The sequence below is a fragment of the Burkholderia ubonensis genome (assembly GCF_902833085.1).
GTDB lineage: Bacteria > Pseudomonadota > Gammaproteobacteria > Burkholderiales > Burkholderiaceae > Burkholderia > Burkholderia ubonensis.
Map to the genome: position 1 here is coordinate 427,599 of NZ_CADFEB010000003.1, position 13,803 is coordinate 441,401.

General features: G+C 60.5%; 11 protein-coding genes and 3 pseudogenes. 2 read left to right on the forward strand and 12 right to left on the reverse strand.

Translation table 11 applies throughout. The features are described 5' to 3' along the window. Positions 1-32 precede the first annotated feature (32 nt). Positions 33-644 carry a LysE family translocator gene (locus tag HWX31_RS09400; RefSeq protein WP_059617718.1) on the reverse strand — a complete coding sequence of 204 codons (612 nt, stop codon included), beginning with the start codon at positions 642-644 and terminating at the stop codon, positions 33-35. Continuing rightward, complete coding sequence (locus HWX31_RS09405; RefSeq protein WP_174958721.1) at positions 644-2,242, reverse strand: B12-binding domain-containing radical SAM protein; 1,599 nt, start codon at positions 2,240-2,242, stop codon at positions 644-646. Before HWX31_RS09405 ends, HWX31_RS09400 begins: the two co-directional genes overlap by 1 nt. A 439-nt stretch (positions 2,243-2,681) precedes the next feature. On the opposite strand from HWX31_RS09405, the pseudogene HWX31_RS09410 reads away from it, so the two are divergent. Beyond that, positions 2,682-2,933, forward strand: a pseudogene (locus tag HWX31_RS09410) (integrase); the annotation flags it as partial. Between the two features lie 56 nt (positions 2,934-2,989). Here HWX31_RS09410 and HWX31_RS09415 read toward each other — a convergent pair. The 5 genes and pseudogenes from HWX31_RS09415 to tnpA all read right to left on the reverse strand — a co-directional run. After that, a pseudogene (locus HWX31_RS09415) lies at positions 2,990-3,387 on the reverse strand (transposase domain-containing protein); the annotation flags it as partial. Positions 3,388-3,480: 93 nt separating this feature from the next. Next, the gene (locus tag HWX31_RS09420) at positions 3,481-4,131 is read right to left on the reverse strand and encodes a hypothetical protein (RefSeq protein WP_174958724.1); all 651 of its coding nucleotides are present in this window, start codon (positions 4,129-4,131) and stop codon (positions 3,481-3,483) included. Positions 4,132-4,305: 174 nt separating this feature from the next. Next, on the reverse strand, positions 4,306-5,877 hold the full coding sequence (gene tnpC / locus HWX31_RS09425; protein ID WP_174958727.1) for an IS66 family transposase: 1,572 nt from the start codon (positions 5,875-5,877) through the stop codon (positions 4,306-4,308). A 51-nt stretch (positions 5,878-5,928) separates the two neighbouring features. After that, positions 5,929-6,276, reverse strand: coding sequence for an IS66 family insertion sequence element accessory protein TnpB (tnpB, locus tag HWX31_RS09430; RefSeq protein ID WP_059671215.1), 348 nt, complete (start codon positions 6,274-6,276; stop codon positions 5,929-5,931). Next, complete coding sequence (tnpA, locus tag HWX31_RS09435) at positions 6,273-6,659, reverse strand: IS66-like element accessory protein TnpA (protein ID WP_226194389.1); 387 nt, start codon at positions 6,657-6,659, stop codon at positions 6,273-6,275. Before tnpA ends, tnpB begins: the two co-directional genes overlap by 4 nt. A gap of 108 nt (positions 6,660-6,767) precedes the next feature. Here tnpA and HWX31_RS34905 point away from each other — a divergent pair. Then, positions 6,768-7,200 (forward strand): annotated as a pseudogene (locus tag HWX31_RS34905) (hypothetical protein); the annotation flags it as partial. On the opposite strand, the gene HWX31_RS09440 reads toward HWX31_RS34905, so the two are convergent. The 5 genes from HWX31_RS09440 to HWX31_RS09460 form a co-directional block, all read right to left on the reverse strand. Further along, positions 7,125-8,420, reverse strand: coding sequence for an MFS transporter (locus HWX31_RS09440; RefSeq protein WP_174958730.1), 1,296 nt, complete (start codon positions 8,418-8,420; stop codon positions 7,125-7,127). The pseudogene HWX31_RS34905 and the gene HWX31_RS09440 overlap by 76 nt on opposite strands. A gap of 251 nt (positions 8,421-8,671) precedes the next feature. Continuing rightward, a complete protein-coding gene (locus tag HWX31_RS09445) occupies positions 8,672-10,006 on the reverse strand; it encodes an LLM class flavin-dependent oxidoreductase (protein WP_174958732.1) in 1,335 nt (444 codons plus the stop codon). 61 nt (positions 10,007-10,067) lie between these two features. Then, positions 10,068-11,747, reverse strand: a complete 1,680-nt coding sequence (locus HWX31_RS09450; protein ID WP_174958735.1) for an NAD(P)/FAD-dependent oxidoreductase — start codon at positions 11,745-11,747, stop codon at positions 10,068-10,070. Between the two features lie 58 nt (positions 11,748-11,805). Further along, complete coding sequence (locus HWX31_RS09455; RefSeq protein WP_157376155.1) at positions 11,806-12,654, reverse strand: GNAT family N-acetyltransferase; 849 nt, start codon at positions 12,652-12,654, stop codon at positions 11,806-11,808. 27 nt (positions 12,655-12,681) lie between these two features. Further along, positions 12,682-13,716, reverse strand: a complete 1,035-nt coding sequence (locus HWX31_RS09460; protein WP_174958738.1) for a class I SAM-dependent methyltransferase — start codon at positions 13,714-13,716, stop codon at positions 12,682-12,684. Positions 13,717-13,803: the final 87 nt, after the last annotated feature.

The window sequence follows — 13,803 nt, forward strand, 5'->3', positions numbered from 1 at the left end:
AATCAGCCCCTTCCTGACTGATCGTTCCCGCGCTAATCGCTGACGATCGCGATCACGCCCAGCACGACGAACAGCGTGCCGGCGAGAAACTGGCCGATCCGCAATGCCTGGCCGCCCGGCGACACGCGGGTGCGCAACGGATGGGCGAGCAGGATGCAGAATACGTCGGCGGCGGAGAACAGCACGTTCGCGCAAGCGCCGAGCAGGAACAGTTGCCAGCCGAGCCCGAGCGACGCGTCCGGATCGGTGAACTGCAGCAGGAACGAAAAATAGAACAGCGCCGACTTCGGATTCGACGCCTCGATGAACGCGCTCGACGACACGACGTTGCGTGGCACGTCGATCGCCGCGTCCTGCCCGACGGGCGCGCGGATGCGCTGGATGCCGAGCCAGACCAGGTAGGCGCCGCCGACCACCTTGAGCACGTGATACAGCATCGGCGATGTCTTCAGCACCGCGACCGCACCGAGCGCGACGATGCAGATCTGGAAAAAGGCGCCGAGGTGAATGCCGAGTGCGGACAGGAAGCCGGCCCGTCGCCCGTGCTGAAGCGTCAACGATACGGTCTGCAGCAGCGCGGGCCCCGGAATGAAACCGAAGCCGACGCAGGTCAGGCCGAAGAACAGCGCTTGTTCCGGCGACATCAGAGATCGTCTCCGATCACGATGCCGAGCCGGCCGCATTCGCCGCGTATCCGATCGCGCGCGGTGGCGAGCCGCTCCTTCGACAGCTCGGGCATGAACACGCTGATATAGTCGTCGATGGCGGCTTCGCGATCGAAGATATCGACGTTCCGGTAGCGATCGGCCACGTCCTGCCGCCGTGCGCGGCTTTCGATCGCTAGACCCAGTCGGGTCGACATCGTTTCAGCCTCGTCCGGATCGGTCAGATAGCGAAAATCCTTCGAACCCGGTTCCGGCGACAGCAATTCGATGTCGGCGCTGATGATCACATCCCGCCCGGCCTTGAGGAACGCGATGTAGGTTTCGATGTTTTCCTGCAGCAACGCCTCGTTCATTCCCAGATGCCCCATCACGAATCCCGCCTTGATCGCCACGCCATGCGTGCGCGCATTGTGCAGCGCACGCAAATTGGCGTCGGCCATCCGCTGTGCGGCCGCCACCGGATCCTTGTTGCGCAGCGGTTTGTTGAGCGCCTGCAGCGAACGCGCTGCGCCCGCGTCGACGCCCACGAACAGAATGCGGAAGCCGATCTCGCGCATCGCTTTCAATACCTGCTCCTTCTCCATGCCGTCCGCGCGCGCGTAGCCGACCAGGACCGGGCGCGAGTTCGCCGGCAACGCGCGCCACCATGACGGCGGCGATTCCGCCATATCGAGCATCAGTCGCGCGAACGTGAGCGGCAGTTCGTCGGCCGTCACGTACAGGTAATCGTAGCCCGCGTCCCACGCGCTGCGGATGACGGACCACGCGTGATCCGCCGGCAGTTCGTTCTTCCACATGCTGCCATACTGGATCGAGCAGAACGAACAGGCATCGTCGCCGCTGAACTTGATGCAACCACGCCCGATTTCGACCGGCACGCCCTTGCGTACCTGCCGCCCGGTCAATGCGAGGATTCGCCGGCCCAGGCGCCGGGTGAAATTCTCGGTGTAGACGGCGGTATGCGGCAGGGTACGGTCGATCAGGCTGTAGTCGATAACGCGGTTCACCGCTTCGCGAATCGTCGGATCAGCGACGATTCGCCCGGATTCCAGACGAACCGACCCGGGATAAACGCTGGCGGCGCGCGCTTGCTGCCGATCCCTCAGGAAATCGACCAGGCCACCATACACTTCGTTGCCGACGAATCCGCAGTCGATCAGTTCGCCGTGGCGATCGAGGATCTCGCGGCTCAATGCCGTGAAATGATCATTGCCGACCACGATCGCGATATGCGGATCGATGGATTTGACCGCGCGGGCGATCCGGATAGCGGCCTCGTAATTAGCCGTGATCGCACTGAGGCAGATAGCGAGCGTGCGGCCGGCTCGCTCGCGGACAGCTGCGAGGATACGGTCGAGCGGATGAATCACGCCATCGACATAATGGCCTTCGAAGCCCGGCAGCGCATCGACATGAGAAGCCAGCGACAGGATGCCGAGATGGGGGAAATTGGCCCAGTCGGTATGTTGAATGCCCTTTGATACAACGATGTCGTTCGCTTCGCCTGCGCCGTCCGTATCCAGATCGTTGCTGTTCGGCGGATTGATGAAAAATACGATGGCCCTCGGCTCGCTCATGGCGCGATTCTCTCGATATTGTGGATCTTGTCTGGTATCTGGTAATTACTGCAACCGGCGAGCGCACGCCTCCGCGCGCAGGGCCCAACCTCGATCTCGCTAATGTAAGAGAAAGCCCTTGAGCCGGAACCTGTCAGCCATGACAGGTTCGGAAACCGGATATCCTGCGTCGTGCTCGCGTTATTTTCTGTACAACGATAGTTCGCCCGTTTCGCCGGATATTGCATGTCAAACGGATCGTCTCACGGGGGAGTTCCGCCATGGATACTCCCCCGGCGTCAGAATAGTTGTCGCCCGAATTGGGGGCCGGCGAGCAACGGAACAGCCAACCGACTTCGGGTGCTGGGTCCCCTTGCTCGTTGGTCTGTCAGCGCGGGCTAGCCCCTCCTTCGATAGACGGTTGGACGCGAAACCGAAAGCAGCTCGGCTAGATCGCTATTGGCTAGCGTTGCACGAAACCGCTTCACCCCAGCGTGCATACCGTAAAGAAGCCGAACGGTTGATCCTTTGGGCCATCGTGGAGCGCGGCCGAGCGTTGTCGTCGCTCACGACCGATGACGCGATCGCCTACCGGGCATTCGTCCGGCGCCCGGCGCCGCGCGAACGATGGATCGGCCCGCCGCGGCCGCGAGATTCGGTTGAGTGGCGACCGTTCTCGGGTGGCCTGTCGGCCCGTTCGTCCGCCTACGCGCGTAAGCACTCGATCAGCACCGTAGCGTAGGTCGTTGACGACGGTGAGTCGTGATGCTATCGGATGGGCTCGACGTGAGCAGTAGACGGCAACGACGGCGCCACGTTCCACGGCAGCAGTTCGTCAATGCGGTTGATCGGATGGTCAGCAATGCGCTTGAGCACGTAGGCGAGATACGCTTCGGGATCGAGGCCGTTCAGGCGTGCCGTGCCGATCAGGCTGTACACATCGCGGCGGCACGTTCGCCGCCAGAGTCGGCGCTGGCGAATAGATAGTTCCGCCGTCCGAGAGCGACGCCTCGCAATGCTCGCTCGGCGATCAGGTTGTCGATCTCCGCACACCCATCGCTGCGGTAGTAGACGAGCGCCGGCCAGCGATTCAGCGCGTACCGAATCGCCTTGGCCGCGTCAGATTTTGCTGAGAGCGTGGCAAGCGTCGCTTCGAACCAGTTTTTTGCGACGGCAAGCGCGCGCACTCACGCGCGCAGCGGGTGGTGTTCTTGCCGTTCACGTTCATGAAGAGAGTATCTGCGATGCCAGCATAGCTTTTAATGAGGCGTCTGTGGCGTCATTGCGGTTTTATTAGCATCGCAGCGCAAGATGTCGAACAAGCCGTCTCGCGCATCTTGCAAAGGCCCTATCACCTTTGATCTGCTCAAAAACATAGGGTCTGGCTCACCTGGGTCAACCGGAGGGTAAAGTTTTGCGAAATCGCTACCAAGCATGGTAAGCAACCAGATATTGCCCTTTACCCCATAAAATCGAGCATCCACTATATTGCTGCTCGTGTATCGATCAATTTCCGCAAGAACCGGACGAAGAAAATCGACTTCCTTATGCAGTTTCCACTCTATATATTCTGGCGTTGAGCGCAGCGCCCTCCAAGCCTCACGATTTTCCTTGTAATATATCGGCTCGCGACAAAACATTACGTTCGGCACACCAGACTGCGGTATTGGACAATGTTCGGATATTCGATCCTCTTCATCGGATAGTTCTTTAATTTTTTCTGCTGATACGACTGGCGTAGCTTGATCAACAGCATCAAGGGCAAGCGTGAATTTCTTCTTCGCGATTGCGACGTAATCTGAATCGCAAACCGATGGCTCGAACATCATCGGAGCCGTGTGGCCTCTTATTTGCGCTTGAATGACCGCGGAATATAAAAATGTAGCCACTAAGATCAACGATTTTTTCATTTTTCCCTTCGAATCAGGTCCTGATTTTACCGATTACGCCACTTCTAAGCGCCCCGGTGGGGCGCAGACAACTCTACCGCACTGCCGATGCACTTTCCTCTGGCTCGCGCAATATTCTTCGGCCCGCATTGGCACCTTTATATTTCAGATTGTTGTGCGGCGGGAAGTCGGATGCTATCGGATCGGTTCAACGCGTGCGGTCGACGGCAGCAACGGTGCCACGTTCCACGGCAGCAGCTTGTCGATGCAGTTGGCCTGATGATCCGCGATTCGTTCGAGCACGTAGGCGAGGTATGCCTCGGGATCGAGGCCGTTCAGACGTGCCGTGCCGATCAGGCTGTACATCGCGGCGGCACGTTCGCCGCCAGAGTCGGCGCCGGCGAACAGATAGTTCCGCCGTCCGAGAGCGACGCCTCGCAATGCTCGCTCGGCGATCAGGTTGTCGATCTCCGCACACCCATCGCTGCAGTAGTAGACGAGCGCTGGCCAGCGATTCAGCGCGTACCGAATCGCCTTGGTCGTGTCGGATTTCGCAGAGAGCGTGGCGAGCGTCGCTTCGAACCAACGCTTCATGTCCTCGAGCAGCGGCACTGCCCGCGCTTGGCGCACACCGCGTCGTTCGTCGGGCGGCTTGCCCCGGATCTGCTCTTCGATCTTGTACAGCGCGCCGATCCGGCGCAGCGCCTCCTCCGTCACGGCGTTGGGGCGCACCGCATGCAGGTCGTGGATCTTCCGGCGCGCGTGAGCCATACACGCGGCTTCCTGGACGCGGCCGTCGAGATACAGCTCGGCATAGCCAGCAAACGCGTCAGCCTGCAGCACACCGGCGAAGTCAGCGAGATGTTGCTGCGGATGCTCACCGCGGCGATCGGACGTGTAGGCGAACCAGGCCGCCGGCGGTTCGTGGGAGCCGCTCGGCCGATCATCGCGCACGTAGACCCAGAGACGTCCTGTCTTCGTGCGACCGTTGCCCGGCGCCAGCACCGGCAGCGGAGTGTCGTCCGCATGCACCTTACCGCAGGCCAGCGTGTAGCGGCGCACGGCGTCGACCAACGGTGCGAGCAGCGCCGTGATGCTCCCCATCCAGTAGCCCATCGCGCCGGGATCGATTTCGACGCCGTCACGCGCGTACATCACCGCCTGGCGGTACAGGGGGAGGTGGTACGCGAACTTCGACACGGCGATGTGGGCGAGCAGCGCCGGACCCGGAATGCCCCGATCGATCGGGCGGCTCGGCGCCGCGGCCTGCACGATGCGATCACAGCGCGCGCAGGCTAGCTTCGGGCGGCGATGACGGATCACACGGAAGTGCGCACGCACGTATTCGAGTTGCTCCGCGACGTCTTCGCCCAACGGCTTGAGCAGCCCACCGCAATCGGGGCAGTCATCATCGGCGGGCAGATGGACGCGCTCTTCGCGTTCAAGATGTTCGGGTAGCGGCTTGCGGCTCGGACCTTCGCGGCGCGGCCGCTTTGCCTCGGGAGCGGCTGCTACATCGGCGGCGCCTTCGTCGGCCTGCAGATCCTCCAGCCGCAATTCGAGCTGTTCGATCTGGCGATCTAGTTTCTCCGATTTCCGGCCGAACTGCATTCGGCGCAGTTTCGCGATCGTGAGCTTCAGATGCTCGATTTCGAGTGCCCGCGACGAGAGCTGCTTTCGCAGCTCAGCAACCTGAGCATCACGCTCAAGCAGCAACGCTTTCAGAGCGTTGATGTCGTCGGGCAGCGCGGTCGAGGTCGATTCCATAAGGACAGTTTACGACTGCCCACGATCACGCGAACGCCAGTTAACAATGGTTTACAGCGCACTACGTGGGCGCGCGGCTTCGACCGGCTGTCGCCAATCGAAGCCCTCGAGCAACAACGACAGCTGAGCGGTTGTCAGCGCGACCACACCAGAGTCGGCACGGGGCCAAGCAAAGCGTCCTTTTTCGAGCCGCTTCGCCAATAAACATAGCCCGCCGTCGCTCCAATACAAGCACTTCAGCAGGTCACCGCGCTTGCCCCGGAACACGAACACGTGTCCAGAGAACGGATCTTTCTCCAGCACCGTCTGTACCTTCGCGGCCAACGAATTGAAGCCGCATCGCATATCGGTGACGCCCGCCGCGATCCAGATCCGCGTGTTTTGAGGCAGACCGATCATCGTAAAATGCGGTCGAGAACAGAACGCAACACGTCCGGGTCCGGCGCGCCTTCGATGCGAATCGACGTCTTGCCATGCTGGATCTGGATCGAGCCGGACGGTATGTTGTCGGTCGCAGTCGGCACCTCGAGCGCCATCGATGGCTGAGACGGTTCGTTGACGACAACCGGCAGCATTGCGTCTGGAATCGCATCGTCCGTTAGCAGGCCTTGCGCATGGAGGCGGCGCCATGCCCACACCTGATTGGCATTGATGCCGTTCTCGCGAGCAACACGGGCGACCGACGCGCCGGGCTCGAATGTCAGCGCGACAATGGTCCGCTTCCATTCCGTCGGATGTCGGCGAGTTTGCCGTTTCGGCGGGATCTCGACTGTCTGAGTCACTCTGTCCACAACTCCTATCGTGGACACGACCGGTCATTCGTGTCCTTCACAGGGGATCATGGCACTCGTCACCGAGCGTTCACAGACGGTACTGGTCTCGTGCTTACCTACGCGCTGACCGTACTTTCAGCGCTGTTTCGCTGGTTGATCGAGCAACGCTACGTGCCGGCGAATCCGTTTGCCGGCATAAGGTGCGTGGAACGTTGACGAGCACGGTGATCAATGGCTTCATGTGACCGGCAAAGGAAGCAAGCGCGCCCGTGTGGCACTGCGGCCGCTCGCGCGCGATGCACTCGACCGGTGTCTCGTACAGCGCCAGTTGCCAGTCACGCCGGCACGTTTGAATCCACGAACGTCATTGGTGGCCAACCTCGGTAAGGACGGCGACGCCAGCATTGTTGGCGCGCGACTGTGGCACATCATGCGTCGGTTCTTTCTGCAGACTGCCGATATTCTCAAATCGGCTCATCCCGCGCTGGCGGAATCACTGTTCAACTTCACCGAAATACGCACCAGCATCGCCGCCACCGCTGCAACCAGGCACATTGCGCCCGCAATATACAGTGCCGGCGTGTACGTCAATAGCAACGTGCGGCTCATGCCAGCTCCAAAAGCTGCAACGGCCGCGCCCACCTGGTGGAAGGTAAACACCCAGCCAAATACCATCGCCGCACGGTCCTTACCAAACACGCTACCAGCAAGTTTGACGGTTGGCGGCACTGTCGCGATCCAGTCCAGTCCATAGAACATCGCAAACGCGGACAGCCCAACCAGCGTGAAGGTGGAGTGGGGCAGCCAGAACAGAGACAAACCACGCAGCGCGTAATACCAGAACAGCAGCTTGCGGTTGTCGTAGCGGTCCGACAGCCATCCGGACAGGATCGTACCGACGAAGTCAAAGGCCCCCATCATGGCGAGCACCGACGCTGCAGGCACCAACCCCATGCCAAAGTCACCGCACAGGGCGATAAAATGCGTCTGAATCAGGCCATTGGTGCTCAGGCCGCAGATGAAAAAGGTCCCGGCAAGTATCCAGAAGGTGCGTTCACGGACCGCATCACGCAGCACCAGGAATGGACTGCCCCATTGCATTGGTGCAGCGGGTACTGCCGTGGTGACGACGCCTTGTGCTTCACCAAATGGCAAGAGATCGATATCCGAGGGGCGATTGCACATCAGCGCAGCCACCAGTAGGGCGAGCAGAGCACACGCCGACAAGACCGGCAACATTGCGGCACGCCAGCTGACATGCTCGATCAACCAGGCTGCAAACGGCAGGAAGGCGAGTTGGCCGGTTGCTGAACTGGCGGTCAAGATGCCGATTACGAGGCCTCGCCGCTGATCGAACCAGCGGTTCACAATGACGGCACCCAGAACAAGCGCCGTCATACCCGAACCGACGCCCAGCATCAGGCCCCACGCGATGAACAGCTGCCACAGCGAGTTGGCCGCCATACCAAACCCAATTCCGCCAGCAATCAATGCGAGTGCGGTAAAGACGATGCGGCGTACGCCGTAGCGATCGATCAGCATAGCGGCGAAGGGAGCCATCAGGCCGTACAGCGCAAAGCGAATGGCCAGCACGGTGGAAATCCTATCGGTGTTCCAGCCGTGCTCCCTTGACATCGGTACGAGCAACGCGCCCGGCAGGCCGAGCGCCGCAGAGGTGGTCAGCATGACAAAGAAGACCAGTGCCGCAACGATCCAAGCATAGTGGATGCTTTGCCGTTCCAGGCGGCGAGCAAGCAATTTAGCAAACATGCTCAAGTTCGCGACGATAGAATTTATAAGTACGCTGGCCAAGACGTCGAGCAGTTCAGTCCTTGAAAGGCCAGAATCCGACCACGCGTCCGACGGTATGTGCGCTTCCCGGATCTGAACCGCACGCAAAGTTCATGAAAATCAGCACCAGCGCTACGTACATCGACATCTTCAGCAACGCTTCCTGAATAGGCGCACGACCTTTTCAATTCATCAATCGGCAATTCCACCGCGCCGAATTGGACCGCTGTTCACGTTCCGTAACGGCTTTCGGAATACGGCAAGCCAAACCTGTCCCTCAGGGTGGTACCGCCCGGCAGAGAATCGTAGTAGCCACGCGCGGCCAGAACCGGCAGCAGGTGGTGGATGAAGTCGTCGAGCCCGAAGCCGACCACGGGTAGCACAAGCATGAAGCCGTCCGCCGCGCCCTCTTCGACCCATTGAATCATCTCGTCGGCGACCTTGTTGGCAGTGCCGATAAAGGTGAAGGCTTCCGACGTGCCGATACTCGCGCGCCGCATCGCAACCTCGTACGCGATCTCGCGCAAGGTCAGGCTGCGTTCACGCGCGATCCGCTTGATATTGTCCGTTGTCGCGCGGAACCCATCGCTGCCGAGTTCGCCGACATCGGGAAACGGACCGTCGAGCGGATGCACGCTGAAGTCGTACTGTTGGAAGAAGAATCCGAGGGCGGTGAGGGCTTCTTGCGGAGACAGCAGGTCCCGCACCTGATGAAATTTATCCTTCGCTTCCTGTTCTGTTGCTCCGACGATCGGACCGATGCCTGGAAAAATTTTTACGTAGTCCGGATTTCGCCCCTGTGCAGCGGCGCTCTCTTTCACGCGCCGGTAGAACGCGCGGCCCTCCTCGAACGTGCCGGCATCCGTGAAGACCGCCTCGGCGTACCGCCCGGCGAAACGGATGCCGTCGTCCGACGAACCGGCCTGGAAGATGACCGGCTGGCCCTGGGGCGAACGACAAATATTCAGCGGCCCTTCAACCGAGAAAAAGCGGCCCCGATGATCGAGGCGATGCAGTTTCGCCGGATCGAAGAAGCGACCGGTCACGCGATCCCGTATAAACGCATCATCGTCCCAGCTATCCCACAGCCCCTGCACCACATCGAGATACTCCTCCGCGATCTTGTAGCGCAGCGCATGATCGGGATGCTCGCGACCATAGTTCCTGCCGGATCCTTCGAGCGGTGACGTCACGACGTTCCAACCCACCCGGCCGTCGCTTATCAGATCGATCGACGCAAGCTGCCTCGCCACGGTGTAAGGATCACTGTACGACGTCGAGATGGTGCCAACCAACCCGATCGTCGACGTGACAGCCGCGAGTGCCGACAGCAGGGCGACAGGCTCAAAGCGATTCAGGAAATGCGGTGCCGATTCCCGGGTGATGTACAGCCCGTCGGCGATGAACGCGAAGTCGATGCCGGCCGCCTCCGCCTTGCGCGCACAATCGACATAGAAGCTGAACTTGACACTCGCGTCAGGCGGCACGCTCGGATGCTTCCATGCGTTCCTGTTTGCGCCGGGGCCTTGAAGCAAAACACCGAAATTAATCTTCTTGTTGACCACGATTCCCTCTCGTCCGTTGGAATACCTGCTCCCCAAGCCCTCAGGAACGGTTCATCTGAAATTAGGCCTGGTCGCGAACGAGTACGAACCTCTCGGCCAACAGGAACGCAATGATCTCCGAGACAGCCTCGCAGCCCTGACTTGCTTCGTCCTTCCGGGCTGCGGTGTAATGGTCGACGATGGACGACCAGGGCCTTTGACCATCGACCAGTTTCAGGAGGTCCCATGCTTCGTTCTTCAATGCAGCGATATTGCGTCCAAGCAGCCAGGAGCTGGTGGACGAGAACACTGGCCGATCACGGTCAAAAGTCACTCCCCGAATTTGTTCGAGCAGATGCTTCTCCCGGTTGAACTGCCAGCTGGATTCCAGCCGGCCGTTGACCACGGGCACATCGTCTTCTTCCAGCCGGTCGGCCTGGCGCAGTTGCTGGGTCATGAAATTCCCGGTCGGTGAGCTGATTTCGTTCACCGCATGGTCGAGGTTCGTCATGAACTGTTGGAACATCGGGATCTGTTTCTTGAGCGCCGGGTGCGGATTGCCAGGGATGGTGTTGATGAAAAAGGAAAATGCCTGTTTGGCCCCGATGTTTTCGTCGAACTTGAGCGCTCGCCGCGCGTTCCAGAAAATTTCGTTCGGGTGCGCACTTGCATTTCCCGCATAGAAGTAGTGCAGGAAGTCCCGGGTGACCTCGTACATCTGGCGGTAGTTGTTGGCATAGAACTCGGTCGCCTCCTGCTCCATGCCGGGTTCGGACAGGGCCGTGTGGATGCAGACCGAGGCCGAATAGCCGGCCAGCATCGCCAGCGACACGCCGGTGGACAGTAGGGGGTCCAGGAAGGCCGCCGCGTCTCCGGCTAGGTAGTAGCCAGGTCCCGCGGCCTTGTCGCAGGTATAGGCCCAATCGCGGACGATATTGATCGGCTTGACGCGCTGCGCGTCGGGTCCGATCATTTCACGCACATTGGGCGCGAGCGAGAGCGCCTCCTCGTAAAAGGCCTCCGCGCCCTTGGTGCGAATCTCGTCGGTGAACTCCTGCCCGGTGACCAAGCCCAGGCTGACCTCGCCCAATTCCTCACTGTCCATCGGGATGAACCAGAACCAGCCTTTAGGCGAGCTCTCGACGGTGATGTGGCCCTGCCGGAAACCCTCTGCGCCGCGAATGTTCCGGTAATAGGAGTAGAGGGCCACCTGGCGCATCTTGTCGTCGTAGCGGCGCTCCGTTACGTTGCGGCCGATGATCGAGGCGGCCCCGCTGGCGTCGACCACGTACGAGGCGCGCGCCGTGTCTGGCTTCCCGTCCGCATCCTCATAGGTCACGCCGACGACCCTGCCGTTCTCGATGAGCGGCCCGCTCACACGGGCGCGCAGCACCTCGGTGCCGCAGGCGCGTGCATTGTCCAGGAGGATCTTGTCAAAGGCGGCCCGATCCACATGGAAGGCGAATCCGGACGGCAGGAACGGGGTGTCAGCGAACCGGATGTCCCACGGTTCACGCGTCTTGCCCCAGATAAAGGTGGCACCGGTCTTTTCCACGAAGCCCGCCTTGCGACAGGCATCGATAAGGCCGAAATCTTCAAGGACCGGCATCATGCTTGGAAGCAGTGATTCACCAATGCGATGCCGGGGAAATTCGTCTCGCTCAATGAGGAGAACTTTATATCCAAGGCGGGCGAGATACGTCGCCGCAGTACTTCCGGCAGGGCCGCCCCCCACCACGACTATGTCCCATTTCTGCGTCATGATTTAAATCTCCCTTTCCATGAAAAAAGCTTCCATCGGCAGATCGAACAATGGATGTTCACTTGAAACCGACTAACGGCACGGCACGACAAAAATCCATCAGCTTGTTGATCGACCTGCAGTCGCGCATGCCGAGCCAGGCACTTTCTTGTGCGCCAGCGAGGGCGTCGCGTAATCCGATACCCAGATTGCGCGCCACCGCGGGCGCAGTTCCGGTGAGCCGGTCATGCAACTCCGCCAAGGCCGGCGGGGCTCCCGGTCCTTCTAGCGCGTGCGTCAAGCTCTGCGAGAAAGCAGGGAGGAGCAAGATGTAGGCATTCACCAATTTCGTCCGGCCGGCAATGGGAAGTGCTTCCTCCCCCAGATGATGAAAGCACGACCAGCCAGGCGCCGGCTGGGCGACGACGTGCGCGATACGCTCGTCGTCGGAGCCCATATGGATTCCTTTCAGCTTTTGCCCTAGGCGGGCCGCGCAGCGCTCGAGGCGGAATTGCAGGACGCGCCGGTAGATGCCGCGGCCACGGAACCCGGGCATGATGTAGCAACGGCCAAGCACGCAGAAGCCAGGATCCGTGAAGCGGCTATTCAGATATTCGGCGATCGAGCCGGTGCCGACGATCTGCAGGGCGTTGCCCTGTTTCAGGTAGAAGAAAAACACCTCGGTGGGGCGTCGGCTGTTCTCCCAGCGCAGGATATCCTCCAGCCCCGCCGTGCGGTCGAAGTTCCTCCAGCTGTGCGCACTCTCTTCTTCGGAGAGGCTGTCCAGAAGCAGCGCCAAGTTCTCGTGACTGACCGACTTCGAGACAACGAACTCTTCATCGACGCTAGGCGCCAGTCGGTTGAACATGCGAGAGAGCTCGGCGGTCAATGCGGCGTCGCCCAGCTTGGTTGTCGTGTCTTCGGGCATGTCGAAGTGCGGCGCTCCAGTCATGCTCTACAAGTGGTAGGCGAACGCGCGGTATCCGAGATAGCCGCAAGATGTGTCGGTCACCTTGAGACAGCCGGCCAATTCACCCAATCCTACCCAGTCCTCGCGGCTGAGTATCCGGCCGTTGCCGATTAGGTGATGAATCAGGATGTTCGACTGCCCGTAGAGCCAGAGCGTTTCCTGCAGGGAACTGCGTTCGGATTGGGGCAGCCTGGGCTGCTCCAGCGCGAGCACCACCCAACCCGGAAGGCGCTGCTGGAGCTCGCGCAGCGCCGCAACCAGCCGATCGACACCTTGGGCGAGAATTTCATGAAAATGCAGGGAGAAGATCAGACCGGGGCGGTCACCCTTGATATTTCCAGTCCAGTCGGAAACATTCAGAAAGTCAGCCTGGAGAAGGTGGGCGTCGCAAGGCGCAAGAAGGAGCGCCTCTTTGGTCTCGTCCAGAGCGCGCCTGTTCTTGTCCAGACCGTAGAGCGCGAGATCAGGGCGGCGCTCGGAAAGCTGGCCGAGCAGTCCTGTGGTGGTTCCTATCTCGAGAGCTGCCTCGACATCAAGGCGATCGATCACCTCGCAGATGGTGCCGGCGAAATGGCGCGCGAGCTTGGTCACGCCCTTCTCCGCGAAACGCCCCTCCCGATGGAAGTCGATACCGTGCCGCACTTCCTTCTTGAGCATGCCGCCGAGCCTTTGCCAGACCGGACCATAGGCGCCAACCCGCACATCGAACATGTTGATCGAGCGGTTCTCCTTGTCGCTGTCGCTATCCGAGTAGCGTGCAAGTACCCGGTCGCCGAACGCCGAGAGCGAATATTGTCCCGCGTCGTTCCGATCAAGCAAGTCGTCGATACCAAATACGTAGTCGAGCAGGACATCCGTGACTGCCGGATCGAGGTCGAGCGTCTTTGCAATCTCTGCGGCGGTGCACGGCCCTTGGCGCATCAGCGCTTGCAGGACACCAGCCTGATTCAGGTGGAACAGAACCTGCGCTTCAACATAGTGGGTTGCTCTACGATGAAACCAGCTCTCGGGCGACTCCATATCCATACCTCCCACCCCCACATTTAAACGAATCAATCGAAATCAGCGCGAAGAGACAATCAGAGGTTGACTTGCATGAAGTCCCTT

What these genes read in the sequence shown, in the direction of transcription:
- HWX31_RS09400 (WP_059617718.1), bottom strand. Translation starts at nt 644, where the DNA reads ATGTCGCCGGAACAAGCGCTGTTCTTCGGCCTGACCTGCGTCGGCTTC.
- HWX31_RS09405 (WP_174958721.1), bottom strand. Translation starts at nt 2,242, where the DNA reads ATGAGCGAGCCGAGGGCCATCGTATTTTTCATCAATCCGCCGAACAGC.
- HWX31_RS09420 (WP_174958724.1), bottom strand. Translation starts at nt 4,131, where the DNA reads ATGAAAAAATCGTTGATCTTAGTGGCTACATTTTTATATTCCGCGGTC.
- tnpC (WP_174958727.1), bottom strand. Translation starts at nt 5,877, where the DNA reads ATGGAATCGACCTCGACCGCGCTGCCCGACGACATCAACGCTCTGAAA.
- tnpB (WP_059671215.1), bottom strand. Translation starts at nt 6,276, where the DNA reads ATGATCGGTCTGCCTCAAAACACGCGGATCTGGATCGCGGCGGGCGTC.
- HWX31_RS09440 (WP_174958730.1), bottom strand. Translation starts at nt 8,420, where the DNA reads ATGTTTGCTAAATTGCTTGCTCGCCGCCTGGAACGGCAAAGCATCCAC.
- HWX31_RS09450 (WP_174958735.1), bottom strand. Translation starts at nt 11,747, where the DNA reads ATGACGCAGAAATGGGACATAGTCGTGGTGGGGGGCGGCCCTGCCGGA.
- HWX31_RS09455 (WP_157376155.1), bottom strand. Translation starts at nt 12,654, where the DNA reads ATGCCCGAAGACACGACAACCAAGCTGGGCGACGCCGCATTGACCGCC.
- HWX31_RS09460 (WP_174958738.1), bottom strand. Translation starts at nt 13,716, where the DNA reads ATGGAGTCGCCCGAGAGCTGGTTTCATCGTAGAGCAACCCACTATGTT.